This is a genomic window from Streptomyces sp. NPDC002328, assembly GCF_042890065.1.
Taxonomy (GTDB): domain Bacteria; phylum Actinomycetota; class Actinomycetes; order Streptomycetales; family Streptomycetaceae; genus Streptomyces.
On sequence record NZ_JBIARQ010000004.1, the window covers coordinates 504,777 to 529,667 of the forward strand.

Below are 24,891 nucleotides of genomic sequence, written 5' to 3' on the forward strand. Positions count from 1 at the left end.
TGCGGGTCTCTTCAACAGCGCGATGAAGACTTTCGTGGGCCTTGGCCGGCTCTTCGGAGTAGGGCCGGGCTAGACCTGTTCCAGAGGCAGCCAGCGGCTGTCGGTAGCGAGGTGGTCGGCTTCCGCCGGGCCCCAACTGCCGACGTCGTAGCGGTAGGGCGAGCCGGGCGGGTCGAGGACGGGGCCGACGACGCGCCAGAGCTCCTCGACCATGTCCATGGTGGTGAAGCGGCGCGGGTCGCCGGTGATCGCGTCGGCCAGGACGTGGGTGTAGGCGACGGAGTTGCTTCCGGTGAGGTGGGCGAAGTCGACCGTCGCGGCTGTCGCGTCGACCTCGGTGGCCTCTCCTTCGTGCTGGGCGAGGAGATCGAAGGTGACACCCGCACGAGGGCTGACGCGGAACCGCAGCAGGTTCGGGGGAGCCTGCTGGGCGCCCGCGGAGTGGTAGTAGCCCTCGACGGGCCGGTGCAGTTCTACGACGATCTCGATGGCGGTGGCGGCCATCGCCTTGCCCGCCCGGATGGTGAAGGGGACTCCGGCCCAGCGATCGAGGTTCACCCAGGTGCGCAGGGCGCAGTACGTGTCGGTGGTCGACCCCTCCTTGACGCCCTGGACGTCGAGATAGCCGTCGTACTGGCCGCGTACGTAGTTCTCGGGCCGGATGGTACGCACGGCGCGGAGGGCACGGATGCGTTCGTCGAGGACGTCGGCGGCCGAGCCGGTGCGCGGTGCCTCCATGACGAAGTAGGCGAGCATCTGCAGCAGGTGGTTCTGGACCACGTCCCGCAGGCAGCCGGTCGCGTCGTAGCCTCCGCGGTCGGCGACGTCGAAGTCCTCGGCCATGGTGATCTGCACGCTGCGCACGAAGCGGCGGTCCAGGACGGCGTTGACGGAGGTGTTGGCGAAGCGGAAGGTCAGCAGGTCCTCGATGACGTCCTTGGCGAGGAAGTGGTCGACGCGGCGCAGGCGTTCCTCGGGAAAGTACCGGGTCAGTTCGCTCTGCAGGGCGCGGGCGGAGGGCAGGTCGCTGCCGAAGGGCTTCTCGACGACGAGCCGGGCGTTGTCGGCCAGACCGGCTTCGGCCAGCCGCTGGGCGATGACGGGATAGGTGGACGGCGGCAGGGCGACGTAGTGGGTCAGGCAGCTGTGGGACCGGACCCGGTCGGCCAGTGCGGTGAAGGTCGCGGGGTCGTCGTAGTCGACACGGGCGTAGCCCAGCAGCGCGGCGAACTTGTCGAACACGTCATCGTCCAGGGGGACCGCAGCGGATTTCAGCACATCACGGGCGTGCCTGCGCAGGCGTTCGTCGTCCCAGTCGCTGCGGCCCACGCCGATGACGGGCACGTCGAGAACGCCCTGGCGGGTCAGGTCGTACAGGGCGGGCAGCAGCATCTTCTTGGCGAGGTCGCCGGTGACACCGAAGAGGATGAGGGCATCCGCGCGGGGGGTGGGGGTGGTCATGGTCTCTCCACAGGGCGTGAGGGTCATGGGCGGGATGTCGCGGCGGGTCACCTGACGCCGCGTACGCCCGCGAGCGTGGCCATGGCGAGGGCCGAGCAGGCGGCGCCGACGACGAACAAGGGCGGGTAGTTGTCGTCGGCTCCGACGATGAGTGAGCCGTACAGCGGGATGAGCATCTGCGGGATGACGAGGGCCAGGTTGTAGACGCCCAGTTCCTGCGCGGCGTGCTCGGGGTCGGGCAGAACGCGGCTGACCATGGGCAGGTCCACGGAGAGGTAGCCGCCCTGGGCGACGCCGATCAGCACCATGCCCGTCAGGAAGGTGCCGAAGGAGCTGTCGACGCTCATGACCAGTAGTCCGGCCGCCGACGCGACGGCCGCCAGACGCAGCCACGGTTTGAGGCGGCCTGTGCGGTCGTCGAGTATGCCGAACAGCAGTGAGGCCGCGATGGATCCGGCACCGAGCAGCAGGGTGGACTGGAAGACCTTGCCGGCGGTGCTGTCGCCGCCGTATCCGATGCGGTCCGAGACGATGTACGTCTGGTACGTGAGGATGATGAAGACGCCGGAGAACATCAGGAACCGGCTGGCGAAGGCCCAGGCGTAGGCGGGGTAGCGGCGCGGGTTCACGTAGAAGCTGGAGAAGAACTCGCGGGGACCGAAGGGCGGGAGGGCGGTCTTGTCGGCGGGCGCGTCCGGGACGACGGCGACGAGCAGTGCCGCACCGGCCACTCCGATCAGGCCGGGGACGAGCAGCATCAGTGCGGGGCTGGAGTCCAGCAGGCTGACCAGCAGGGTTGCGGCGACCATCCCGACAGGCATGGCCGGACCCATCAGGCCGCTGACCCGGCCCCGCATCCCTGGCTCGATGCGCTCGGTCAGCACGGCCTGAGCGGCCATCAGCGTGCCCGACCAGCCCGCCTGTGCGAGCACCCAGCCCACGACCAGCAGCCACACCGCGCCGCCGAGGCCGATGCAGGCCAGGCCGGCGAGCCCGACGAGCGGGCCGATCACCAGCCAGGTCCGGCGCTTCCCGAAGCGCAGGGTGGTGCGGTCGGACAGTGCGCCCAGGAGCGGGGAGGCGATCGCGGCGGCGAAGGCACCGACGGACAGCACCGTGCTCAACGTAGAGACCCGTTGGCCCTCGTCGACCACCTGCCGCACGCGCAGCGCCATGCTGACGGTGGCCGGGGACATCACCGCGATGTAGGCGCCGTAGTAGGCGGCTACCAGCGCCGCGGGAAGCAGTACGCCGGCCCGTGCCGTGGCTGCCGGAGGACTGACGGCACTACTCGCCGGGGGTGTGGCTCTGGTCATCCGTGACTCGCTCCCTCGGCCCGAGACCGACCTGCGTAGTTCTGCGGTTGGACAATAAATTTCCCGTTGTCGAGGAGAAAGTGAAGAGAGGTTTTCCCTCCCCGGTACGCGTTATCCAGGGGATGGATCCCTCCCCCTCTTGCGGCGATGTGCATTTCCTGCCGCGTAGCTATCGTCAGTCGTCCCGGCACAGTTATGCGAATTCCGACGTAATGCCGCGTCCGGCAAGGTCACGAAGAATTCGACTTCAGGAGGCGGCAATGGCCCAGGACGTGGGCGAACATGCGGTGGACCCGCAGTCGGCGGGGCACCGGTTGCGCGTTTCCATCGGCGCGCTGCTGCTCGGCATGCTCATCTCGGCACTCGACCAGACGATCGTCTCCACCGCGCTGCCGACGATCGTCAGCGACCTCGGCGGGATGAGCCATCTGTCCTGGGTCGTCACGGCCTACCTGCTCGCCTCGACCGCCGCGACGCCACTATGGGGCAAGCTCGGCGACCAGTACGGGCGCAAGAAGCTCTTCCAGGCCGCGATCGTGATCTTCCTGATCGGATCGGCGCTGTGCGGTCTGGCGCAGGACATGCCCCAGCTGATCGCGTTCCGTGCGCTGCAGGGCCTCGGCGGCGGTGGCCTGATGGTCCTGTCGATGGCGATCGTGGGCGACATCGTGCCGCCCCGGGACCGGGGCCGCTACCAGGGCCTGTTCGGTGCCGTCTTCGGCGCGACCAGCGTCCTCGGCCCGCTGCTCGGCGGGCTGTTCGTGGACCAGCTGAGCTGGCGCTGGGTCTTCTACATCAACCTGCCCGTCGGTGCCGTGGCCCTGCTCGTGATCGCCGCCGCACTGAGGATCCCGGTCCGGGCCGAGAAGCACCGGATCGACTACCTCGGCACGCTCCTGATCGCGGCCGTGGCCACCTGCCTGATCCTGGTGACCTCGCTCGGCGGCAGGACCTGGGGATGGACGTCGGCCCCGCTGACCGGGACCGCCGTCCTGGGCGCCGTACTGCTCGTGTGGTTCCTGTTCGTCGAGCGCGGGGCCGCCGAGCCGGTGCTTCCGCTGAAGTTGTTCCGGATCCGTACGTTCACGCTCTCCTCGGCGATCAGCTTCGTGATCGGCTTCGCCATGTTCGGCGCGATGACCTACCTGCCGACGTTCCTGCAGGTCGTGCGCGGGGTGTCGCCCACCATGTCGGGTGTGCACATGCTGCCGATGGTGCTCGGACTGCTGCTGACGTCAACACTGTCGGGCCAGATCGTTTCGCGTACCGGGCGCTGGAAGGTGTTCCCGGTGCTCGGCACCGCCGTCACCGCCGTGGGGCTGTTGCTCCTGCATCGCCTCAAGGAGACCTCCAGCGACATCGAGATGAGCCTGTGCTTCTTCGTCTTCGGCCTCGGGCTCGGCCTGGTCATGCAGGTGCTCGTCTTGATCGTGCAGAACGCGGTGTCGTACGAGGACCTGGGCGTCGCCACCTCGGGGGTTACCTTCTTCCGGTCGATCGGATCCGCGTTCGGCGTCGCCGTCTTCGGCACGATCTTCACCGGCCGGCTCGACGACAAGCTGCGCGGCGCCTTCACCGGCGCGACGCCGCCCGAGACGACCGCAGCGCTCGAAGCCGACCCCCGCGCCATCGCCGGACTCCCGCCCGCGCTGCGCCCGCCCGCCTTGCACGCGTACGCCACCTCGATCACCGACGTGTTCCTCTACGCCGCTCCAATCGTCCTGCTCGCCTTCGCGCTGGCCTGGCTGCTCAAGGAGGACACGCTGCGCGGTTCGGTCACCGCGCCCGACCTCGCACAGACCCTCAGCGCCCACCCAGTGCACCGCTCCTCCCGCGAAGAGGTGCAGCGGGCCCTTTCCGTACTCGGGTCACGGGAGGGACGGCGCGGCATCTACGAGAAGATCACCGCCAGGGCCGGATACGACCTGCTGCCCGCCTCCAGCTGGCTGCTGCTGCGAGCACTGCGACCGGAACGATCACTGCCGCCGACGCGACTCGCCGAGTACAGCCAGGTGCCGCTGCCGGTGATCCAGACCGCCCTGGAGCAGATCGAGCAGCAGCATCTGGCCACACGCGAGGGCATGGAGCTGCTTCTCACCGACGCCGGGCGCGAGGCCGCGGCGAAACTGTCGGCGGCGCGCGAGGAGGCCTTCGCCGAACTGCTTGGTGACTGGTGGGGTCCCGACCGGCCGACGGACCTGATCGAACTGGTCGAGGACCTGACGTCACAGCTGCCGGGCTCGACCGCGGGGCGGGCCGGCTGATCGCTGCAGGTGGGCCTCACGCGCACCGTATCGAGCGGCGAACAAGCGCTGAGGTTCCCGCCAGTGCCCTTCGGTTCGAACAGGCCTTCGTCGTACTGCCGGTACAGGCAGATATGCCGTCGGTCGGGGCTCGCTGTGAGGGGGGAGGAAATGTTCCCCTCCCTATCGTCCGCCGGGTGGGCGATTCTGCCCTTCGGGGCCGACGGAGAAGCGCGTTTCACGGCAATTGCCGTTCGGCCTGTTACGGGGGCGGGTTACGGCGGCCGGTGTACGGCGACACGACCGGACTCGTCCCATGCGCTCGCAACAAAGCGTGCTGCCACTGCCGACAGGCGTCCGTGGTGTTCCGGGACGACTGCGAGCCGTTGGAAGGCGACAACGAACATGATCATTCAGACTCCCGGCGTGGGCAATCTGCCCGCTGCCCTGACCGCGTTCGTGGGCAGGCACCACGACCTCGCTGAAATCCGCCGGCGTCTGGGCACGACCCGCCTCCTCACGCTCACCGGCGCGGGCGGAGTGGGCAAGACACGGCTCGCGCTTCAGGCCGCCACGGTCTCGACGGAGCCCTTCCCCGACGGGACGTGGCTGGTGGACCTGGCCCCCGTACGGGAACCGGCGGCGGTGGCGGGGGTGGCCGCGACCACGCTGGGCATGCCGGACCTGGGCACACGGCCCGTCCTGGAACAGCTCGCGGGATATCTGGCCGAGCGGCGCGCGCTCATGGTGCTGGACAACTGCGAACACCTGGCCGGTGCCTGCGCCGAACTGGCGACGGTGCTGCTCTCCGCCGCCCCCGGGCTGCGCATTCTGGCGACGAGCCGCCACACGCTGGGCGTCACGGGCGAGCACGTCTTCACCGTGCCGCCCATGTCCGAGCAGGACGCGGCCGACCTGTTGGTGGACCGTGCAACCGCCGTCCGGTCCGACTTCGAGGTAGGCGAGAGAAAGCGGGCCGCGGTCACCCGGCTGTGCGCGGATCTGGACAGGCTGCCGCTGGCGATCGAACTGGCCGCGTCCCGGCTGCGCACCCTCACCGTCGAACAGGTCGTGGACCGGCTGGAGGACCGCTTCGCACTGCTCACCAGCGGCTGTTCGACGGCGCGGCCGCACCAGCGCACGCTGCGTGGGGCGATCGACTGGAGCTACGAGTTGTGCGGCCCGGCCGAGCGGGTGCTGTGGGGCCGGTTGTCGGTCTTCGCGGGCGGATTCGACCTGGAGGCGGCCGAAGAGGTCTGCGCGGGGGACGGCATCGACAGGCAGGAGGTTCTGGACCTCCTGCACGGGCTGGTCGTCCAGTCCATCGTGCTGCCCTGTGAAACCGAGGGTCTCCCGCACTACCGGCTGCTGAACACCGTCCAGCGGTACGGGAGGGAGAGGCTTGCACAGTCCGGGGAGCAGGAGAGGCTGCTGGTCCGGCACCGCGACTTCTTCCTCGCCGTCGCCCAGCGCGTCGACAGGGACTGGTACGGCTCCGGCCAGGTAGAGGCGCTGGCCCGGCTGCGGGCCGCTCACACCAACCTGCTGGCGGCCCTGGACCACGCGGACCCCGAGTCCAGGCTCGCGTTGGCCGCGGCGCTCGGCCTTCACTGGTGCGCCGGAGGCTTCCTCAGCGAAGGGCGCCGTCAGCTGGAACGGGCGCTCGCGGGCGCACCCGAGCCCTCACCGGAGCGGGCATGGGCTCTCTTCGCCGCCGTCTGGGTGGCACAGACGCAGGGCGATCCGGCGGCTGCCGACCGGTGGCTGGACGAGGCGGATGTCCTGGCCGAGCAACTGGGTGACCCGGTGCTGCGCGCCCAGGTGCGCGGCTTCCGCGGTGTTTCGGCGCACTACCGGGGGCAGCCGGAGGAGAGCATCTCCCGGTACGAGGAAGCGTGGGCCGCTCTGTCGGCGAGGGGTGAGGACCGTGAAGCGACCTCGTGGCTGCTCTCGCTGGCCTGCGTCCAGGCCTACGCCGGCGATCCGCGCGCGGCGGAGACGGGTAGAGAGGTGATCGCCGCCTTCGAGGCCGCCGGGGAGCGGTGGGGGCGCGCGCAACTGCTGATGGCGCTGGGCCACGAGGCCTGGGCTCGTGGTGACCGGGAGGCGGCCAAAGCGCTGACCCGGTCCGCGCTGGAGAGTATGCGCGGCTTCACCGACCATGCGATGGTCGCGCGGATGCTGGAACTGCTGGCCTGGACCACGGCCTCCGGCGGCGATCATGTGCGGGCGACCCGGCTGCTGGGCACCGCCGCTGCCCTGTGGAGGAACGTCGGCAGCTCCATCGCGGCGTTCGGCCCGCACCTTGCCGAGCAGCACGCGTACTGCGAAAAGGCGGCCACGGGTGCCCTGGGTCTGGCCGCGTACGTGAAGGCACTCGCGGACGGCGCCGATCACGACACCCCCGCCAAGGCCATCGACTTCGCTCTGAGCGGGGGTGCCGACGTATCGGCCGCTTCGGCAACCGTCCGGAGCCCGCTGACCCGCCGGGAGCGGGAAGTGGCGGCGCTCGTCGCCAAGGGCATGAGCAATCGGAAGATCGCCGACGAGCTCGTGGTCTCGCCGCGCACGGTCGAAAACCACGTCGACAACATCCGGGCCAAGCTCGGCTTCAGCGGCCGGGCGCAACTCGCCGTCTGGTGGGCTGCGCAAGAGCCACGTATGTCGTCATACCCGTAGAAACGCGCATGGCCCGGGGCGGTATCCCCGGGCCATGCGTTGTGCCAGGTCAGGCCAGGTCATGGCGGGTCGGAGCTCGGCCACATGGACCCGTCCGGCAAGGCCACCCAGCCGCCCGCAGATGGATGTACAGCCGCTTCGGACGTGGGTTACTCGGGTGACGCGGTGAACGCAACGCGCCCGCCCGGCGGCCGTACGGAAGGCACACACGCCACCGGTCGGTGCCACGAATCGCTCGAGCAGGAAGGCGATCCGGTCAGCGCCTTGACGGGATCGCCAGCTCCGCTCCGGGCACGACGGCGTAAGCCGCCTTCCCCCGTCCCGGTCAGGCTGTCGCGTCCCGGGTCGACAGGTGCGGGTCCGCGGTCCACGACGCCAGGAAGAGCAGTCCGTCATGCGACGGGGTCCCCGGAGCGGCGGTCGAGACCACGAGCTTCTGTGTGGGGTCGGCGGTGCAGGTCACGCTGTCCCAATCGAGGGTGAGATCGCCTACGAGCGGGTGGCGCAGCCTCTTGGTGCCCATCCGCAGGCCGGTCATCTGCCGGCCTGCCCACCACTGCCGGAAGTCGTCGTCGGCCACCGAAAGCTCGCCGACGAGTGCGGCCAGACCAGGGTCGCCAGGGTGTCTGGCGGCCTCCAGTCGCAGGTGGGCGACGCAGACCCGAGCGTTCGTCCGCCAGTCGAGGTACAGCTCCCGAAAGGCGGGGTCGGTGAAGAGCAGCCGTGCGTAGTTGCGCTTCTTCTCGGGAACCTGGTCGAAGTCGGTGAGCAGAGCGGCTGCCAACGCGTTCCAGGCCAGGATGTCCAGGTGGCGGCCCAGGACGAGCGCAGGAGTCGATGTCAGCTCGTCCAGGATGCGCCTGAGCCGCGGGTGGACCTTCTGCGCCGGTCGGCTGCGCGGTGCTCGCTCGCCGATCGCGACCAGCTCGAACAGGTGGTCACGCTGGTCGTCGTCCAGGTGCAGGACACGGACGAGAGCGGTGAGCACCGACCTCGACACAGGGGCACGCCCCTGCTCCAGCCGGGCGTAGGAGCGGGTGCTGATGCCCGCGAGTCGGGCGACCTCCTCACGGCGCAGCCCCGGCACACGCCGGGGTGCCCCGGACTCGGGCAGACCCACGGTCCGCGGGCTGAGTTGGGCTCGGCACTCCTTGAGGAATTCCCCCAGTTCACTCACATGTTCCTTGCTGTACATAGCAGCCAGTGTCGCAGCATTCACCCGAAGATTGAGGGGGAGATTTTTCTCCCCTGGTCCGCAGGGTTCGGTGGTCACCCCGTCTATTTTCGAGTCGGGGCGGATCAGACCGTCAGGTCAGTCGACCTACCCGGCGGCCCGTGCGGCGAGGTCGCGCAGCCCGTCGTACGACGGCGTGCCGGGCTCCGCCGTCCAGACGACGAGTTCCTGATCGGGAGCGCCACCGCACGTCAAGGTGTCCCAGTCGAGGACGAGTTCACCGACGACGGGATGGTGGAACCTCTTCACGCCCAACCTGCGCGACGGCACCTGACGGCTTCCCCACCACTTCCCGAAGTCCCTGTCCTCCACGGAGAGTTCGCCGACCAGACTGGCCAGCCGCGGATCGTCCGGGTGCTTGGCGGCCGTCATGCGCAGATGGGACACGCAGCCACGGGCGACCGCACGCCAGTCCGCGTACAGCGTCCGCATGGCTGGATCGGTGAACAGGATACGGACGCAGTTCCGCTGGTCTTCCGGCACCTTCGCGAAGTCGGTGAGCAGGGCGGCGGCGAGCGGATTCCACGCCAGGATGTCCATACGGCGGCCGATCACCACGCCGGGACTCGCGGTGAGATCGTCGAGCAGGCGGCGCAACTGCGGGTGCGCCTTCTGCGCGGCCGGGCGGCGGTGCCGTGCTCTCTGCCGGCCGGCCAGCTCGAACAGGTGGTCACGCTGGCGATCATCCAGATGTAGGACATGAGCGAGAGCGGCCAGCACTGACGGGTCCGGCGGTTGGATGCGGCCCTGCTCCAGCCGGGTGTAGTAGTCGGAGCTGATGGCGGCGAGCAGGGCGACCTCTTCCCTGCGCAGGCCGGGCACCCGTCGGCCTCCAGTGTCGGGCAGGCCGACGGTGCGCGGGCTCAACTCGGCCCTCCGCGCCTTGAGGAATTCTCCCAGCTCGTTCCGATGCGCGTCGCTGGTCATGACAGCCAGTGTTGCATCGCTCGGTCTCCGGCAGGGGGGTAAGGATTCCTCCCCTGGATAAGGGATTCCCAGGATGGAATTCTCCCCTTTGCGGGTTCCTGGGAAGGTGGCAAGGTCGGCGAAGTGTTCGGCGACCGGAATCTGCCTACCGAGAGCATTCGCTCGAACAAGCGGAAAGTCCAACCCCCTGGAAGCAATTTTTTTCTGAATGTCACCAGTATTCCGTATTTCCCTGTGACAGGCGGGGAGGCGAGTGATCGACGAGAGTGTGCCGGACCGACTTCGGCAGGGGCCACGAGTACCACGGCAGTGCGCGAGGCGCGGGCGAGCACGCCTCCCCGCCCTCGCCGAGCTCATCTCGCTCTTCGGTGCACACCCCGCCCAATCCCCGGTCGAAGGCCGGGCAGCCTGAATCCCCCCACAACGCACGCAAGGAGCACCACCGCATGTCCGAACGGAAGAAGTTCGCGCCGCCGGCCATCCAGGAGTTCGCCCCCAAGCTCGCGGAGGTGACCGACACCGTCCTGTTCGGCGACATCTGGGAGCGCCCGGGTCTGTCCCCGCGCGACCGCAGCCTGGTCACCGTCACCGCTCTCGTCGCTCTGTACCGGACCGACCAGCTCGGCTTCCACCTCGGCAAGGCACTGGAGAACGGCGTGACCAAGGACGAGCTGGTCGAAGTCCTCACCCATCTGGCCTTCTACGCCGGATGGCCCAACGCCATGACCGCGATGACCCAGCTCAAGGAGATCGTCGAGAAGGCCGACCAGTCCGGCTGACGCCTCTGCGCCCGCATCCCACAGCGCGGGCTCTCCCCACACACCGCCGTCGCACGCCCGGCGGCAGCACCACACCTGAGGGACGACGCACCATGGAACTGCTGAAGCAGCCTCCCACCGTGAAGCTTCCCGCCGAGTGGTTCACCGGCGACGCCTACGCCGACGTGATCCACCGCGGCAAGGAACCCTCCCGAATGCGGGCCAACATGGTCCGGTTCACTCCCGGCGCCCGCACCGCCTGGCACTCCCACGCCCTGGGCCAGACCCTCTACATCGTCGAGGGCATCGCCCTGGTGCAGTCCCGTGGCGGCGACATCATCGAGGCTCACCCCGGCGACGTCATCCACACACCTCCGGGCGAGGAGCACTGGCACGGTGCCGCGCCCGACCACTTCATGATCCATCTCGCCCTGTGGGAGACGGACGACGCCACCTGGCTCGAACACGTCTCGGACGATGACTACAACGGCCCGCGCGTCAGCACCCGCACCCGTCCCTGACGCCACGACAGACCCGACAGGAGCTGAGAAGGCATCATGCGAGCAACCATTCTTCACGCGCCCGGTGACATCCGGGTGGAGAACGCCCCTGAGCCGAAGATCACGGCACCGACGGACGCGGTCATCCGCACCGTCGCCGCCTGTGTGTGCGGCTCCGACCTATGGAGCTACCGGGGCGTCCTGCCGGTCACCGAGCCGCAGCCGATCGGCCACGAGTACGTCGGCATCGTCGAGGAGGTCGGCAGCAAGGTGTCGAGCGTCAGGCCGGGCCAGTTCGTCATCGGCTCCTTCGTCGCCTCCGACAACACCTGCCCTATCTGCCAGGCCGGTTACCAGACCTCCTGCCAGCACGCGCAGTGGGTGAACGGCGCCCAGGCCGAGTACCTCCGCGTCCCCCTCGCCGACGGCACCCTGGTCACAACCCCGGAGCAGCCTGCCGACGAGCTGATCCCGGACCTGCTGACCCTCTCCGACGTCATGGGCACCGGCTGGTACGCCGCCAAGGCCGCCGAGGTGAAGCCCGGTTCGACCGCCGTGGTCGTCGGTGACGGCGCGGTCGGCCTGTCCGGCGTCATCGCCGCCAAGGAGCTGGGCGCCGAGCGGATCATCGCCATGAGCCGGCACGCCTCCCGGCAGAAGCTGGCCCTGGAGTTCGGCGCCACCGACATCGTCACCGAGCGCGGCGAGGCAGGCGTCGCCCGCGTCAAGGAACTGACGAACGGCATCGGCGCCGACTCGGTCCTTGAATGCGTCGGCACGCAGGAGTCGATGCACCAGGGCCTGCAGTCCGCCCGCCCGGGTGGCAACGTCGGCTTCGTCGGCTTCCCCCACGGCACGCAGATCGACGGCCAGCAGCTCTTCTTCTCCCACGTCGGTCTGCGCGGTGGCCCCGCCCCCGTGCGCGCCTACCTGCCCGACCTGATCGACCGCGTCTTCAGCGGCCGTATCAACCCGGGCAAGGTCTTCGACCTCACCCTGCCCCTCGACGAGGCCGCCGAAGGCTACAAGGCCATGGCCGATCGCCGCGCCATCAAGACGTTGCTGCGGCCCTGACCTGAAGCCCCGGTGGTGGTGGGGGCCGGCGGCGGCGCCCACCACCACCGGTACCAACCAGTCGCAGCGGCACCTGCCCATCGCAGCCACCGAGCAGAAACGGACCGACCGTCATGACCAGCGAGGCGATCGCCACCGTCGAGGCGTACTTCGAGGCCTTCGGCACGCGCGACATGGAGCGCATCCTCTCCCACTTCACACCCGGCGTGACCTGGACGATTCCGGGCGATCCGGCCCTGACCCCCTGGGCCGGGAACCGCACGGGACCGGAGGGGGTCCGGCAGTCCCTCGCCGCGTTCTTCGCCGCCGTCGAGCCACTCACCTTCGAGTTGGGGACCTTGGTGGAGACCGACGGGCGGGTCCTGGCGCCGGGCCGGTACGCCTCCCGGTTCCATCCCTCGGGGCAGGTGCTCGAAAGCGAGATGATCCTGCGCTTCACCGTCGCCGACGGTCTGATCACCGACTACCGCGTCTTCGAGGACTCGCTCGGCATCACCCGTACCCACCTCGGTGAACCGCTCACCACCACTCCCGCCTGACCACGGGTCTTCCGGCACCGTCCACGACAGCGGCGCCCGCCCCACGCCCTGCCCGGCCCCAGGAGTTCCCGCATGTCCGCCCCGCCCGCCGCCTCCTCACCGACCGTCGACGGCGCCCCGCGCCGCGGGCCCGCCCCCGTCTTCGCGCTCTCTGCCGCTCTGCTCGGCTTCTTCGTCATCACCCTGGACGCCTCGGTCGTCAACGTGGCTCTGCCTGACATCCGCGGCGATCTCGGCGGTGACATGAGCGGCCTGCAGTGGGTGATGGATGGCTACACGCTGATGTTCGCGGCGCTGCTGCTGTCCGCGGGGTCCCTGAGCGACCGGGCCGGCGCACGGCGTGCCTTCGGGATCGGTCTGGCGGTGTTCGTGGCCTCCTCGACGGCCTGCGGCCTGGCACCCGACCTGGTGACGCTGGTCGTCGCCCGTATGGTGCAGGGACTGGGGGCGGCGATGATGACGCCGTCGTCCCTGGCGCTGATCCGCGAGGCCTACGACGACCCGGTCAAGCGGGGCCGGGCGATCGCGCTGTGGACCATTGGCGGCGCCGTGGCCGCGGCCGCCGGCCCCGTCACGGGCGGTGCGCTGGCCCTGATCAGCTGGCGCATGATCTTCTTCGTCAACCTGCCGGTCGGCCTGGTCGCGCTGTTGCTGCTGCTGCGCGTGGCGCACTCGCCGCGACGTGACGTGCCGTTCGACTGGATCGGCCAGATCGCGGCGGTGCTGGCCATGGGCGCGCTGACCTTCGGGGTGATCGAGGCCGGCGCCGAGGGTCTCGGCGGGCCCCGGGTGCTCGTGTCACTCGCGGTCACCGTCCTGGCGCTGGTCGTCTTCGTCGCCGCTCAGGCTCGCGGAAAGCAGCCGATGGTTCCGCTGGACCTGTTCCGCTCCCGCACCGTGGTGATCGCCTCGGGTACCGGCTTCGCGTTCATAGGCGGCTTCCAGGGAATGGTGTTCGTCTACAGCCTCTACTACCAGCAGCAGCGCGGGCTGTCCTCCTTCGCCACGGGCCTGGCCTTCGTACCGATGACCATCCTGTCCGCCTTCGTCAGCGTGCTCGCCGCCAGGCTGGCCGAGAGGTTCGGCCCGCGCGTGCCCATCGTCGGCGGCATGCTCCTCATGGGCGCCGGCACGACGATGCTGACCTTTCTTCCCTCCTCCACTCCCGTGTGGGCGCTGTCCCTCGTGATGATCCCGGTGGGCATCTGCGGCCCGCTGGCCATGGCTCCGACGACTGCGGTCCTCCTGGAGAGCGTTCCCGCCCACCGCGCAGGCGTGGCCAGCGGCGTGTTCAACACCAGCCGCCAACTGGGCGGAGCGCTGGCCGTCGCCGTGTTCGGCGCCCTGCTGGCGGGCCGCGACGGCATGCTCCACGGCCTGCGCGCAAGCCTGGCCATCACCGCGGTGATGGCCTTCGCCGGCGCCGCCGCGAATCTCTTCCTGCGACCGGCCCGACAGCCTTGACGCGGTTCCGTCCTCCCTCACTGGACCTAGAAGAACGGAGAAACACCGATGACGACATGGACGAGCGACGAACTCGACCGCATCGCCAAGGCCGACGAGTTGGAGATGGCGCCGCTCCGGAACAACGGCACCCTCCGCAAGCCGGTACCGATCTGGGTCGTCCGCGACGGCGACGACCTGTACGTCCGGTCCTTCCGCGGTACGGACGGCGGCTGGTGGCGCACCGCGCGGGCCAGCCACGCGGGACACGTCCGCTCCGGCGGGGTGGACAAGGACGTCACCTTCGTCGAGGTTCCGGACCCCGCGACCAACGACCGCGTCGATGCCCTGTACCGCAGCAAGTACGGCCGTTTCGGCGGAGCGTACGTCGATCCGATGGTGGCGGCACGTTCCACGACCCTGCGGCTGGTACCCAGATGACCATGACGATCCCGGTGGAAGCCGCTGAGCCACCGCCGTCAGCCAGTCCCGCACAGGAGCAAGTGTCATGATCGGTCTCGAACTCGTCGTCGTCCTGGGTGCGGCCGTGCTGGCGGGGAACTTCCTGGGACAGCGCTTCCGCGTCGCGCCACCCGTCGTACTCCTGGTCCTGGGCGCCCTCATCGGCCTCGTCCCCGCCGTCCGCCAGACCCAACTCCCGCCCGAAGTCGTCCTGTTGCTCTTCCTTCCGGTGCTGCTGTACTGGGAGAGCCTGACCACGTCGATGCGGGAGATCCGCTCGAACCTGCGCGGCATCGTCCTGCTCAGCACGGTCCTGGTGATCCTCACCGCGGGCGCCGTGGCGGTCGCCGGGCACGCGCTCGGACTGCCGTGGGGACCGGCGTGGGCCCTGGGCGCGGCCGTGGCTCCCACGGACGCCACAGCGGTGAGCGCCCTGGCCGGCTCCCTGCCGCGCCGGCAGATCACGGTCCTGCGCGCGGAAAGCCTCGTCAACGACGGCACCGCACTGGTCATCTACGGCCTGGCGGTCGGGATCACCGTCGGCGAGGAGCACCTCACCCTCCCGCACGTCGGAGGGCTGTTCCTGCTGGCGTACGGCGGCGGGGCGGCGGTCGGCGTGGCGGTCGCCTGGGTCAACATGAATCTGCGGCGTCGGCTGGACGATCCCCTGCTGGGCAATCTCGTCATGATCCTGGCGCCGTTCACGGCGTACTTGCTGGCCGAGATGATCCACGCCTCCGGCGTCCTCGCGGTCGTCGTGAGCGGCCTCATCATGGCCCAGGTGGCTCCCAGCCTCATCCGCGCCGAGCACCGCCGCCAGGCACTGGCCTTCTGGCCGCTGGCCACCTTCATCATCAACGGCGCGCTGTTCGTCCTGGTCGGAGTGGAACTCCAGTACGCGCTGCGCCAACTGAGCCGCTCCGATCTCCGAGACGCCCTGATCGCGATCGCGGCGGTCAGCGCGGTCCTCGTCGCGGTCCGGTTCGCGTTCCTCTTCTCCTCCGCCTATCTGATCCGCGCGATCGACCGGCGCCCCGAGCAGCGACAGCGGAGAATGAGCGACCGGGCACGTGTCGTCAGCGGCTTCGCGGGCTTTCGCGGCGCGGTGTCGCTCGCCGTGGCACTGTCCGTGCCGGAGACCCTGGACTCGGGTGCCCCGTTCCCCGGCCGAGCCTTCATCGTCTTCGTCACCTCCGGCGTCATCGTGATGACCCTTGTGGTGCAGGGCCTGCTGCTGCCGGGCGTGGTGCGCTGGGCCCGGCTGCCCCGCGACACCTCCGTCGACGAGGAAGAGGTTCTCGCCGAGACCAAGGCAACCGAGGAAGCCATCAAGGCGCTGCCCCGCCTCGCGACCGAACTGGGCACCACCGAGAAGGTCATGGAGTGGCTGCGCCAGGAGTACGAGGCCCACCTCGCGACCGTACGAGCGAGGGGCGCGGGCACCGACGACGATCCCGCCCTGCTCCACAACCGCCACTACACCGACCTCCGCCTCGCCCTCATCGCCACGAAGCGGGCGACGGTCGTCCGCCTGAGGGACGAGTCGCAGATCGACGACACCGTGCTCCGCCGGCTCCAGGCCGCCCTGGACAACGAAGAGGTCCGGCTGGCCGGAGGCGAGCAGGTGGAGTAGGCCGAGCGCTGTACCTGACCTTGACGACCCAAGCCACCAGAAGGAATCCCGCTGCCATGTCCTCCGGCCTCATCGACGTCCACGCCCACCTCCTCCCCGACTTCTACGTCCAGCAGGCGACAGCGGCGGGCCACGCCCACCCCGACGGCATGGGCGGCTGGCCCGCGTGGTCCGTGCAGGCCCACCTCGACCTGATGGACCGCAACGGCATCGAGACCGCGATGCTCTCCATCTCGTCCCCCGGCGTGCACTTCGGCGACGACAAGGCGGCCCGTCTCCTCGCCCGGCGCGTCAACGAGTACACCGCCGAGGTGACGCGGGACCACCCGGGCCGCTTCGGCAACTTCGCCTCCCTTCCGCTGCCGGACGTGGACGGCGCGTTGGAGGAGGCCGCCTTCGCCTTCGACGAACTGGACGCCGACGGCGTGGCGTTGCTGACCCACACTCACGGTGTGTACCTGGGCGACGAGCGCCTCGACCCGGTGTTCGCCGAGCTGGACCGCCGCGGGGCCGTGGTCTTCCTGCACCCCACGTCCCCCGTGTGCTGGGAGCAGTCCGCTCTCGGCAGGCCGCGCCCGATGGTCGAGTACATCTTCGACACGGCCCGCACCGTCACGGACCTGGTGATGGCGGGCGTCCTGACACGGCACCCGAACATGCGGGTGATCGTCCCGCACTGCGGTGGCGCGATCCCGGTCCTGACCGACCGCATCAACGAGTTCATGAAGCTCTTCGTGCCGTCGGAGAAGGCACCTTCCCTCGACGCCGTGCAGCAACTGCGCGCCCTGTACTACGACATGGCGGGCACAGCCTTCCCACGCCAGGTTCCCGCGCTGCTGAAGCTGGTCGACCCTGACCGCGTGCTCTTCGGCAGCGACTACTGCTGGACGCCCTCGCCGCTGGCCGACGCCCACATCGCGGCCATCGACGCGGCCGAGCCGCCGGTGGAGGGGGCCACGTGGCGATCACTCACCACGACGAACGCTCAGCGCCTGTTCCCGCAAACCTGACGCCTCCGCGTAGCTCACGCTTGCGTTCTTCCTACGGCGTCACGCGGCACCGTGAACCGCCTCCGGCGCTGCCTCGATGGTGGACGCGAGGGAGAGCAGGGCGTCGTGGGTCCGGCTGCCGGGTTTCGCCGTCCACACGACGAGTTGCTGCTCTGGGTCCTCGGCGCACGTGAAGGTGGAGCGTTCGAGGGCCAGGTCGCCTACCACGGGATGGCGGAGCAGTCTGGTGCCGCCGGCCCGCGCGGCGACATCGTGCGAGGTCCACCACAGCCGGAACTGCGGATCCAGCGTGGAGAGTTCCTCGACGAGCGCCGTCAGCCGGGGGTCACGGGGATTGCGCCTGCTGTCCATGCGCAGGTGGGACACAGCCAGACGGGCCATGGCCTCCCAGTCCCTGTACAGCACGCGGATGGCGGGCTCGGTGAACACCAGGCGCACGTAGTTGCGCTCTTCCTCGGGGACACGTCCGAAGTCCATCACCAGAGCCGCGGCCATGGTATTCCACGCCAGGAGATCAGTGTTGTGTCCGATGACGAACCCCGCGGTCAGGGTGAGGTCGTCGAGCAGGTGCCGCATCTGCGGCTGGACCTCCTGCCGGGCACTCCGACCGGCCGCGGGCGGGGCGCTCTTCCCCGCCAGGGTCAGGAGGTACTCGCGCTGGTCACCGTCGAGGCGGAGCACTCGCGCGAGCACGTCGAGGACGGCCTCCGACGCCTGGACACGGCCCTGTTCGAGCCGGGTGTAGTAGTCGGTGCTGATCGCGGTCAGCCGGGCGACTTCCTCACGGCGCAGACCGGGAACGCGCCGGGGCGTGGCGTCGTCGGGCAACCCGGCCGTGCCTGAGCTCAATTGCGCCCGGCGAGCCTTGAGGAAGGCCCCCAGTTCCTCCAGACCCGGCTCGCGTCGCACGTCCACAGCTTCGCACGTCGCCGCGATCCCGAGCACCCGACGCCCGCAGGGAGTTGTCAGCGGGCCGGCGGCCGGTCGGCGGCGCTCATGCCGGTCGCGTTCCGAGGCGTGTAGTGCTCCTCGAGCGCGGCGATCTCCTCGTCCGTCAAGGTGATGTCGAGGGCCGCTGCGGCGTCCGCCAGGTGCCGCGGCTTGGAGGCCCCGACGATCGGGGCACTGACGACCGGATTCGCCAGGACCCACGCGAGCGCGATCGTCGCCATGGACACCCCGCGCGCCTGGGCCACCGACTGCACCGCGTCGACGATCTTCCGGTTCGACTCCTCCTCGACGAACAGGCGCCCGTACGCGGGGTCGGTCTCGGATCGAGCGGTCGCCTCGCCCCAGGGCCGGGTGAGCCGGCCGCGCGCCAGCGGGCTCCAGGGAACGCTCCCGACACCCTGATCGGCGAGGAGGCCGAACATCTCCCGTTCCTCCTCACGCATGAGGAGGTTGTACTGGTCCTGCATGGACACGAACCGGGTCCACCCGTGCAGGTCAGCGGTGTACTGCAGCTTCGCGAACTCCCACGCCAGCATCGACGACGCGCCGATGTAGCGCACCTTGCCCGCCTTCACGACGTCGTGAAGGGCCTCCATCGTCTCCTCGGCGGGCGTGTCGTAGTCGAGGCGATGGATCTGGTAGAGATCCACGTAGTCGGTGCCGAGCCGGGTCAGTGACGCGTCGATCTGCTCCATGATCGCCTTACGGGACGTCCCGGAGCCGCCCGGACCGCTGTGCATCGGGTAGAAGACCTTGGTGGCCAGCACGATGTCCTCGCGGCGCGAGTACTTCTTGATCGCGCGCCCGACGATCTCCTCCGAGCTGCCGAAGCTGTAGGCGTTGGCGGTGTCCCAGAACGTGATGCCCAGCTCGACGGCCTGCCGGAAGAGCGGCTCGGACTCCTCCTCGCCCAGTGCCCATTTACTGAAACCACTCGCGGTGTCCCCGAAGGTCATACAGCCGAGCGCGAGACGGCTGACAACGAGCCCCGAGGTTCCCAGTCGTGTGTAGTGCATGCGTACTCCAGTTGACGAAGACTGCCGTTGCCGCCGGCGGACTTACGGCCGGGCCGACGGCCGGCCTCCGGATGAACGGGTGAGGTCCCGGCGTCGCGATACCCGGCCGATCGGCCGCGCTCGACGCCTTGCCGACCGAGCTACCAGGCATACGCTTCCGGAGCCTCGCCGCCGGGGCCCGGCCAGATCTCGTCGAGCTCTCGAAGAGTCTCCGGGGACAGGGCCAGGTGCGGGGCCCGGAGTGTCTGGTGCAACTGCTCGGGGGTTCGCGGCCCGACGATGGTGGTCGCGACCGCCGGGTTGTGCAGCAGCCAGGCGAGGGCGACGTCCGCCGGCTGCTCGCCGAGATCCGCGCACAGGGCCTCGTACCGTTCGAGCTGCGTCCGGTGCCGCTCGACAGCGGCCAGGAAGTCGGGCGACGAGCGTCGACCGCTGTCGGCCTTCTGCAGGGCGCCGCCGAGCAGGCCGCCGCCCAGCGGGCTCCACGGGATCAGTCCGAGGCCGTAGTGGCGCAGTGCGGGGATCAGTTCGAGTTCGACCGTGCGGGCGTTGAGGTTGTAGAGGCTCTGTTCGGAGACGAGGCCGAGGAAGTTGCGCTTGCCCGCTTCCTGCTGGGCGGTGGCGATGTGCCAGCCGGCGAAGTTGCTGCTGCCGACGTAGGTGACCTTGCCCTCCCGGACGAGCTGCTCCATGGCCTGCCAGATCTCGTCCCACGGTGTCGAGCGGTCGACGTGGTGCATCTGGTACAGGTCGATGTGGTCGGTGCCCAGCCGCCGGAGGCTGGCCTCGGCAGCCTTGCGGATCTTGTACGCGGAGAGGTACTTGTCGTTCGGCCCGGGCCCCATGGGCTGGTAGAGCTTGGTCGCCAGCACGATCTGGTCGCGTCGGCCACCGCCCTGGGCCAGCCACCGCCCGATGATCTCTTCGGAGAGGCCGTAGCCCGCCTCCATGTCGGGTGACTGCGGGCCGCCGTACACGTCGGCGGTGTCGACGAAGTTGATGCCTTCCTCAACTGCCCGGTCGAGTATGGCGAAAGCGTCGGCCTCGTCGGTGACCCAGCCGAAGTTCATGGTTCCCAGGCCGAGCTTGCTCACCTTCAGGCCGGTGCGGCCGAGGTGGTTGTACGTCATCGTCATCGGTGGTTCTTCCCTTGGGTGGCGGCAGTACGTCGTGTCGCGGTCCAGGTCAGGCCAGCGTCGCGATGTCGATCACGAACCGGTAGCGCACGTCGGAGGACAGGACCCGCTCATACGCCTCGTTGATCTTCTCGACCGGGATGGTCTCGATCTCCGCCCCGATCCCGTGCTCGCCACAGAAGTCCAGCATTTCCTGGGTCTCGCGGATGCCGCCGATCGACGAACCGGCATACGAACGGCCACGCGCGAGGAGGGAGAACACGTGCAGCGACAGCGGTTCCGCCGGGGCGCCGACATTGACCATGGTGCCGCCCACGCCCAGCAGGGAGAGGTAGGCGTCGACGTCGAGCTTGGCGCTCACCGTGTTGACGATGAGGTCGAAGGTGCCCGCCAGTTCGTCGAACGTGGCCGGGTCGCTCGTGGCGTAGTAGTGGTCGGCGCCCAGGCGCAGACCGTCGTCCATCTTCTTCAAGGACTGCGACAGGACGGTGACCTCCGCGCCCATCGCATGCGCGAACTTGACACCCATGTGCCCGAGCCCGCCGAGTCCGACGATGGCCACCTTCTTGCCGGGGCCGGCACCCCAGCGGTGCAGCGGCGAGTACGTGGTGATGCCCGCGCACAGCAGCGGGGCGGCTTCGTCGAGGGTGACGCGGTCGGGGATGCGGACGACGAAGTCCTCGTCGACGACGATGTGGGTGGTGTATCCACCCTGAGTGGGTGTGCCGTCGCGGTCCACCGAGCCGTAGGTGAGTGTGGAGCCGTTGAGGCAGTACTGCTCCTCGCCCTTGAGGCAGGAGTCGCAGGTACGGCAGGAGTTGACCATGCAGCCCACTCCGACACGGTCGTCGACAGCGTGCTTGCTGACCTCGGAGCCGACTTGGGTGACGACTCCGGCGATCTCGTGTCCGGGGGCCACCGGGTAGTGCACGGACCCCCAGTCCCCGCGAACGTGGTGGATGTCCGAGTGACAGATGCCGGCGTAATTGATCTCGATGAGGACATCGTGCGGGCCGACCTCGCGGCGCTCGACGGTGGTCTGAATGAGCGGTTCGGTCGCGGACGTAGCGGCATACGCGTTGACGGTGAACACGTTTCTCCCAACGAGGTGGATCTGATCTCTGTTGCGGCAACAGCTGTCGTGGGCGTCCGTGAGGCACTCCGCGCCGTCACAATTCCTTCACAGAAAGTGCTGTTTGTTCACTGCAGCCATGAATTCAGCGTTCATCAGGCCACGGAATCTCTTGGCCAGAAACCCAGTCGCCGACTGTCGCGCCTTGAACGCTGGCACGGTCGGCCAATCCTGTGAAGGGGAGGAATTTATCCGGGGAAAAATCCTTACCCCCTTGAGCGAACGAGTGCGGGGTACGGTACTCGGCGCGCGAATAAAAGTAACGCGCGGCTCCACACGACCGCAGTACGGCGAACCGAAATGCGGGAATCGAAGAACGAAGCCGGGTGAGAGTCATCTGACGCCCGGACCAGGCCTGGGCAGACGTACTGCGGTACGGATCTTGCGCTGGCTCGACCGCGACTCACTGGGGTCCCGCTCATCCGCAACCACGCGGCCTGCAGCCCGGCCCACCCGGAACCGAAAGCAACGAGGAGGAAAGAAATGCATACCCGAACGCTCGGCCGCGACCTGCGTGTCTCCGCCATCGGTCTCGGCGTGATGGGGATGTCCCAGAGTTACGGCCCCAATCCCGGCGATCGCACCGACATGATCGCCGTGCTCCGTGACGCCGTAGACCGCGGAGTGACGTTCTTCGACACCGCGGAGGTGTACGGCCCCTACGTCAACGAAGAACTCCTCGGAGAGGCCCTGGCCCCGGTGCGGGAACAAGCGGTGATCGCCACGAAGTTCGGATTCCGCATCGAGAACGGCGCCCCCGCCGGACTGAACAGCCGGCCCGAGCAGATCCGCGCCGTCGCCGCGGCCTCACTCAAGCGGCTCAGGGTCGACACGCTCGACCTGTTCTACCAGCACCGCGTCGATCCGCAGGTGCCGATCGAAGACGTCGCCGGCGCGGTGGGCGAACTCGTGCAGGAAGGCAAGGTCCGCTGCTTCGGACTCTCGGAGGCCAGTGCGCAGACCATCCGCCGCGCGCACTCGGTCCACCCGGTGACGGCTGTGCAGAGCGAATACTCCCTGTGGACCCGAGATCCTGAACCGGAGATCCTGCCGACCTGCACGGAGCTCGGCATCGGATTCGTTCCCTTCAGCCCACTCGGCAAGGGATTCCTGACCGGCACGGTGGACGCGTCGACGTCTTTCGCGGCCGACGACGTCCGCACGAACATTCCGCGGTTCACGGCCGAGAACCGGGCGGCGAACCAGGCACTCGTCGAGCACGTCACAAGGCTCGCGCAGGCCAAGGACGCCACACCGGGGCAGGTCGCGCTCGCCTGGCTGCTCGCGCAGCATCCGTCGATCGTGCCGATCCCCGGAACCCGGCGCACCGCCCGCATCGAGGAGAACATCGGCGCCACCCAACTGCCGCTCTCCGCCGATGAATTGGCCGACCTCAACGAACTCGCCGGACGGGTTGGGGTACAGGGAAACCGGTACAACGAGCACCACATGTCGCTGGTCGACAAGTAGCAGCTGACGTTCCTGAGGGCGGGCTACCTCAGAGGGCGGGTCGCCTCGCGTCCGTCCTCGCCACGGGGAGCAGGGCCATGACCTCCCAGCCGGCGTCCGGGCGCGGGCCGGTGCGTAGTTCGCCGCCGAGGGCGGTGACGCGTTCGGTGAGACCCACGATGCCGAAGCCACCGCCACGGGTGGCATGCGGCATTTGCGTGCCGCCGCGGCCGTCGTCCCGTACCAACACCCGCAGCATGCCGCCCTCGTACGTCAGGCCGACGGTGACCTCAGTGGCGTCGCCCGCGTGACGGCGTACGTTCGTCAGGGCCTCCTGGACCACACGATGCGCGGCGGCCTGCACCTCGTGCGGCAGATCCGCGGGCACCGACGCAGCGCGGTGCAGCACGGCCTTCGGACCGACCACTCCGCCGAACCCCGCGACCAGGTCCGCGAGCGACGACAGGTCGGCCGCCGGGTGCTGGTCGGCGGGCTCCGGACTGGCCAGGTCCTGCGGGCCCTCGCGCAGGATGCCGACCGTACGGCGCATCGAGGAGAGAGCCTCGGTGGCCGCGTTCTGGATGGCCGCAAGGACCGGATCCAGGTTCTCGGGTTCGGCAGCGGCCATCATGCGGGCCATCTGCGTCTGGACCGGATGCCGGTGACATGGTGTGCGACGAAGTCGTGCAGATCGGCGGCCATGGCGAGCCGCTCGGAGCGGCGGGTCTCGGTGACCGCGACACGGCGCCGGTGGTCCAGAACGCGCTACTGGACCGGGCCCGGGTCCGTGAGACGGTGGTCCCGCTGGTCCTCCTCGCCGGGACCATGACGGGGTGCGGTGTCTACGGTGCGATGCAGCTGAACAAGGCGGGGGGCACCACGATCGGCACGTCGGGTGCGCTGCAACTTGCTGTGTGCGTGGTGCTTGGCGCGGGGGCGATGTTCGCAGCGATCGGGGCCAGTCGGCCGCTGTTGCGGGCCGTCACTGTCGATCCGGCTCAACTGCCGGACTGACAGTGACGGCCGCGACGTGGGGCAAGCAGCTGGGTCGCGGTCTGGCTGCGGGCCGCCCGTGGTGGTCGCGCCGCGGCGGAGCCGCACATGCCGCAGCCCGCGCTCTTCAGTGGCGCGCCCTGTCTCCTACCTCAGGCATGATGCGCCCATGAACGACCGTGACCGTTCCCCGATCCGTGTTCTGATCGCCGACGACCAGGACATGGTCCGTACGGGATTCCGTTTCTTCCTCGACGCGCAGCCGGACATCACGGTGGTGGCCGAGGCCTGCGACGGGGAGGAGGCCGTGACGCTGGCCAGGCAGCTGCGGCCCGACGTGTGCCTGCTGGACATCCGGATGCCGAAGCTGGACGGGCTGGAGGCCACCCGAATGCTGGCCGGACCGGATGTCGCCGACCCTTTGCGGGTCGTCGTGGTGACCACGTTCGACTTCGACGAGTACGTCTACGGCGCCCTGAAGGCCGGTGCCTGCGGCTTTCTGCTCAAGGACTCCGGGCCGACACTGCTCGCCGAGGCCGTCCGCTCTGCGGCGGTCGGCGACTCCCTCGTCTCCCCCTCGGTCACCGTCCGCCTGCTCAGACACCTCACCGGTGCGACGCACCAGACTGCGGCGCCGCTGTTGCGGGAACCACTCACCGATCGTGAGGTCGATGTCGTCCGCCTCGTCGCTCTCGGACGCACCAACGCCGAGATCGCTGCCGAGCTCTACGTCTCCCTCTCCACGGTCAAGACCCATCTCTCCAGCGTCCAGCTCAAACTCGGTGCCCGGAACCGCGTCGAGGTCGCCGCCTGGGCCTGGCAGCACGGCCAGGTCCGACCCGGCCCTTGACCACCGGACGACCCGTCACGCGAGGTACCCGAATTCCGCGGCCTTCTCCACCTGGGGTACGAAGTCGTCAGCGTTAACGTCGACT

At 69.2% G+C, this 24,891-nt stretch carries 21 protein-coding genes and 1 pseudogene; 13 read left to right on the forward strand and 9 right to left on the reverse strand.

Annotated elements, in window-relative coordinates; genetic code table 11:
• Positions 1–69: 69 nt before the first annotated feature.
• Both zwf and ACFYX4_RS14725 read right to left on the reverse strand, forming a co-directional pair.
• A complete protein-coding gene (gene zwf, locus ACFYX4_RS14720; RefSeq protein ID WP_389331482.1) occupies positions 70–1,461 on the reverse strand; it encodes a glucose-6-phosphate dehydrogenase in 1,392 nt (463 codons plus the stop codon).
• Between the two features lie 47 nt (positions 1,462–1,508).
• Positions 1,509–2,777: an MFS transporter gene (locus ACFYX4_RS14725; protein ID WP_389331485.1), complete on the reverse strand. Its 1,269-nt coding sequence runs from the start codon at positions 2,775–2,777 to the stop codon at positions 1,509–1,511.
• 260 nt (positions 2,778–3,037) lie between these two features.
• Here ACFYX4_RS14725 and ACFYX4_RS14730 point away from each other — a divergent pair, with 260 nt between their 5' ends.
• Both ACFYX4_RS14730 and ACFYX4_RS14735 read left to right on the forward strand, forming a co-directional pair.
• Positions 3,038–5,041: a DHA2 family efflux MFS transporter permease subunit gene (locus ACFYX4_RS14730; RefSeq protein WP_389331488.1), complete on the forward strand. Its 2,004-nt coding sequence runs from the start codon at positions 3,038–3,040 to the stop codon at positions 5,039–5,041.
• A gap of 384 nt (positions 5,042–5,425) precedes the next feature.
• Complete coding sequence (locus ACFYX4_RS14735; protein WP_389331491.1) at positions 5,426–7,699, forward strand: ATP-binding protein; 2,274 nt, start codon at positions 5,426–5,428, stop codon at positions 7,697–7,699.
• 325 nt (positions 7,700–8,024) lie between these two features.
• On the opposite strand, the gene ACFYX4_RS14740 is transcribed toward ACFYX4_RS14735, so the two are convergent.
• On the reverse strand, positions 8,025–8,894 hold the full coding sequence (locus tag ACFYX4_RS14740; RefSeq protein ID WP_389331494.1) for a helix-turn-helix transcriptional regulator: 870 nt from the start codon (positions 8,892–8,894) through the stop codon (positions 8,025–8,027).
• Positions 8,895–9,020: 126 nt separating this feature from the next.
• Entirely contained in the window at positions 9,021–9,860 is an 840-nt protein-coding gene (locus ACFYX4_RS14745; protein WP_389331497.1) for a helix-turn-helix transcriptional regulator, read from the reverse strand.
• A gap of 446 nt (positions 9,861–10,306) precedes the next feature.
• Between ACFYX4_RS14745 and ACFYX4_RS14750 the strand changes: the two genes are divergently transcribed.
• The 8 genes from ACFYX4_RS14750 (at position 10,307) to ACFYX4_RS14785 (ending at position 17,279) form a co-directional block, all read left to right on the forward strand.
• Positions 10,307–10,639 carry a carboxymuconolactone decarboxylase family protein gene (locus tag ACFYX4_RS14750; protein ID WP_389331500.1) on the forward strand — a complete coding sequence of 111 codons (333 nt, stop codon included), beginning with the start codon at positions 10,307–10,309 and terminating at the stop codon, positions 10,637–10,639.
• Between the two features lie 92 nt (positions 10,640–10,731).
• Positions 10,732–11,139 (forward strand): cupin domain-containing protein, encoded by a 408-nt coding sequence (locus ACFYX4_RS14755; protein WP_389331503.1) that lies wholly within the window; start codon positions 10,732–10,734, stop codon positions 11,137–11,139.
• Between the two features lie 36 nt (positions 11,140–11,175).
• A complete protein-coding gene (locus ACFYX4_RS14760; protein ID WP_389331506.1) occupies positions 11,176–12,192 on the forward strand; it encodes a zinc-dependent alcohol dehydrogenase family protein in 1,017 nt (338 codons plus the stop codon).
• Positions 12,193–12,305: 113 nt separating this feature from the next.
• On the forward strand, positions 12,306–12,731 hold the full coding sequence (locus ACFYX4_RS14765) for a nuclear transport factor 2 family protein (RefSeq protein WP_389331509.1): 426 nt from the start codon (positions 12,306–12,308) through the stop codon (positions 12,729–12,731).
• A gap of 72 nt (positions 12,732–12,803) precedes the next feature.
• Positions 12,804–14,195 (forward strand): MFS transporter, encoded by a 1,392-nt coding sequence (locus tag ACFYX4_RS14770; RefSeq protein WP_389331512.1) that lies wholly within the window; start codon positions 12,804–12,806, stop codon positions 14,193–14,195.
• A 48-nt stretch (positions 14,196–14,243) separates the two neighbouring features.
• Positions 14,244–14,615 (forward strand): DUF2255 family protein, encoded by a 372-nt coding sequence (locus ACFYX4_RS14775; RefSeq protein ID WP_389331515.1) that lies wholly within the window; start codon positions 14,244–14,246, stop codon positions 14,613–14,615.
• A 67-nt stretch (positions 14,616–14,682) separates the two neighbouring features.
• The gene (locus ACFYX4_RS14780) at positions 14,683–16,269 is read left to right on the forward strand and encodes a Na+/H+ antiporter (protein ID WP_389331518.1); all 1,587 of its coding nucleotides are present in this window, start codon (positions 14,683–14,685) and stop codon (positions 16,267–16,269) included.
• A 56-nt stretch (positions 16,270–16,325) separates the two neighbouring features.
• Entirely contained in the window at positions 16,326–17,279 is a 954-nt protein-coding gene (locus ACFYX4_RS14785; RefSeq protein WP_389331521.1) for an amidohydrolase family protein, read from the forward strand.
• A gap of 39 nt (positions 17,280–17,318) precedes the next feature.
• Here the strand turns inward: ACFYX4_RS14785 and ACFYX4_RS14790 are convergent, their stop codons facing one another.
• The 4 genes from ACFYX4_RS14790 to ACFYX4_RS14805 all read right to left on the reverse strand — a co-directional run bounded on the left by ACFYX4_RS14790 (position 17,319) and on the right by ACFYX4_RS14805 (position 21,475).
• A complete protein-coding gene (locus tag ACFYX4_RS14790) occupies positions 17,319–18,188 on the reverse strand; it encodes a helix-turn-helix domain-containing protein (protein ID WP_389331524.1) in 870 nt (289 codons plus the stop codon).
• 56 nt (positions 18,189–18,244) lie between these two features.
• A complete protein-coding gene (locus ACFYX4_RS14795) occupies positions 18,245–19,246 on the reverse strand; it encodes an aldo/keto reductase (protein WP_389331527.1) in 1,002 nt (333 codons plus the stop codon).
• 140 nt (positions 19,247–19,386) lie between these two features.
• Positions 19,387–20,376 (reverse strand): aldo/keto reductase, encoded by a 990-nt coding sequence (locus ACFYX4_RS14800; RefSeq protein ID WP_389331771.1) that lies wholly within the window; start codon positions 20,374–20,376, stop codon positions 19,387–19,389.
• 55 nt (positions 20,377–20,431) lie between these two features.
• The gene (locus ACFYX4_RS14805; RefSeq protein WP_389331530.1) at positions 20,432–21,475 is read right to left on the reverse strand and encodes an NAD(P)-dependent alcohol dehydrogenase; all 1,044 of its coding nucleotides are present in this window, start codon (positions 21,473–21,475) and stop codon (positions 20,432–20,434) included.
• A gap of 522 nt (positions 21,476–21,997) precedes the next feature.
• Here ACFYX4_RS14805 and ACFYX4_RS14810 point away from each other — a divergent pair.
• Positions 21,998–22,984, forward strand: a complete 987-nt coding sequence (locus ACFYX4_RS14810) for an aldo/keto reductase (protein ID WP_389331533.1) — start codon at positions 21,998–22,000, stop codon at positions 22,982–22,984.
• Positions 22,985–23,012: 28 nt separating this feature from the next.
• On the opposite strand, the pseudogene ACFYX4_RS14815 reads toward ACFYX4_RS14810, so the two are convergent.
• Positions 23,013–23,728, reverse strand: a pseudogene (locus ACFYX4_RS14815) (sensor histidine kinase); the annotation flags it as partial.
• Here ACFYX4_RS14815 and ACFYX4_RS14820 point away from each other — a divergent pair.
• Both ACFYX4_RS14820 and ACFYX4_RS14825 read left to right on the forward strand, forming a co-directional pair.
• Positions 23,630–23,977 (forward strand): hypothetical protein, encoded by a 348-nt coding sequence (locus ACFYX4_RS14820; protein ID WP_389331777.1) that lies wholly within the window; start codon positions 23,630–23,632, stop codon positions 23,975–23,977. The pseudogene ACFYX4_RS14815 and the gene ACFYX4_RS14820 sit on opposite strands and share 99 nt — an antisense overlap.
• A 148-nt stretch (positions 23,978–24,125) precedes the next feature.
• A complete protein-coding gene (locus ACFYX4_RS14825) occupies positions 24,126–24,806 on the forward strand; it encodes a response regulator (protein WP_389331536.1) in 681 nt (226 codons plus the stop codon).
• The last annotated feature ends 85 nt before the right edge of the window (positions 24,807–24,891 follow it).

Bases quoted from the DNA above. Each gene is read 5' to 3' on its own strand.
- ACFYX4_RS14780 (WP_389331518.1), top strand. From the start codon at position 14,683: ATGATCGGTCTCGAACTCGTCGTCGTCCTGGGTGCGGCCGTGCTGGCG.
- ACFYX4_RS14725 (WP_389331485.1), bottom strand. From the start codon at position 2,777: ATGACCAGAGCCACACCCCCGGCGAGTAGTGCCGTCAGTCCTCCGGCA.
- ACFYX4_RS14800 (WP_389331771.1), bottom strand. From the start codon at position 20,376: ATGACGTACAACCACCTCGGCCGCACCGGCCTGAAGGTGAGCAAGCTC.
- ACFYX4_RS14775 (WP_389331515.1), top strand. From the start codon at position 14,244: ATGACGACATGGACGAGCGACGAACTCGACCGCATCGCCAAGGCCGAC.
- ACFYX4_RS14820 (WP_389331777.1), top strand. From the start codon at position 23,630: ATGGTGTGCGACGAAGTCGTGCAGATCGGCGGCCATGGCGAGCCGCTC.
- zwf (WP_389331482.1), bottom strand. From the start codon at position 1,461: ATGACCACCCCCACCCCCCGCGCGGATGCCCTCATCCTCTTCGGTGTC.
- ACFYX4_RS14750 (WP_389331500.1), top strand. From the start codon at position 10,307: ATGTCCGAACGGAAGAAGTTCGCGCCGCCGGCCATCCAGGAGTTCGCC.
- ACFYX4_RS14745 (WP_389331497.1), bottom strand. From the start codon at position 9,860: ATGACCAGCGACGCGCATCGGAACGAGCTGGGAGAATTCCTCAAGGCG.
- ACFYX4_RS14730 (WP_389331488.1), top strand. From the start codon at position 3,038: ATGGCCCAGGACGTGGGCGAACATGCGGTGGACCCGCAGTCGGCGGGG.
- ACFYX4_RS14765 (WP_389331509.1), top strand. From the start codon at position 12,306: ATGACCAGCGAGGCGATCGCCACCGTCGAGGCGTACTTCGAGGCCTTC.
- ACFYX4_RS14785 (WP_389331521.1), top strand. From the start codon at position 16,326: ATGTCCTCCGGCCTCATCGACGTCCACGCCCACCTCCTCCCCGACTTC.
- ACFYX4_RS14770 (WP_389331512.1), top strand. From the start codon at position 12,804: ATGTCCGCCCCGCCCGCCGCCTCCTCACCGACCGTCGACGGCGCCCCG.
- ACFYX4_RS14735 (WP_389331491.1), top strand. From the start codon at position 5,426: ATGATCATTCAGACTCCCGGCGTGGGCAATCTGCCCGCTGCCCTGACC.
- ACFYX4_RS14755 (WP_389331503.1), top strand. From the start codon at position 10,732: ATGGAACTGCTGAAGCAGCCTCCCACCGTGAAGCTTCCCGCCGAGTGG.
- ACFYX4_RS14795 (WP_389331527.1), bottom strand. From the start codon at position 19,246: ATGCACTACACACGACTGGGAACCTCGGGGCTCGTTGTCAGCCGTCTC.
- ACFYX4_RS14825 (WP_389331536.1), top strand. From the start codon at position 24,126: ATGAACGACCGTGACCGTTCCCCGATCCGTGTTCTGATCGCCGACGAC.
- ACFYX4_RS14810 (WP_389331533.1), top strand. From the start codon at position 21,998: ATGCATACCCGAACGCTCGGCCGCGACCTGCGTGTCTCCGCCATCGGT.
- ACFYX4_RS14740 (WP_389331494.1), bottom strand. From the start codon at position 8,894: ATGTACAGCAAGGAACATGTGAGTGAACTGGGGGAATTCCTCAAGGAG.
- ACFYX4_RS14760 (WP_389331506.1), top strand. From the start codon at position 11,176: ATGCGAGCAACCATTCTTCACGCGCCCGGTGACATCCGGGTGGAGAAC.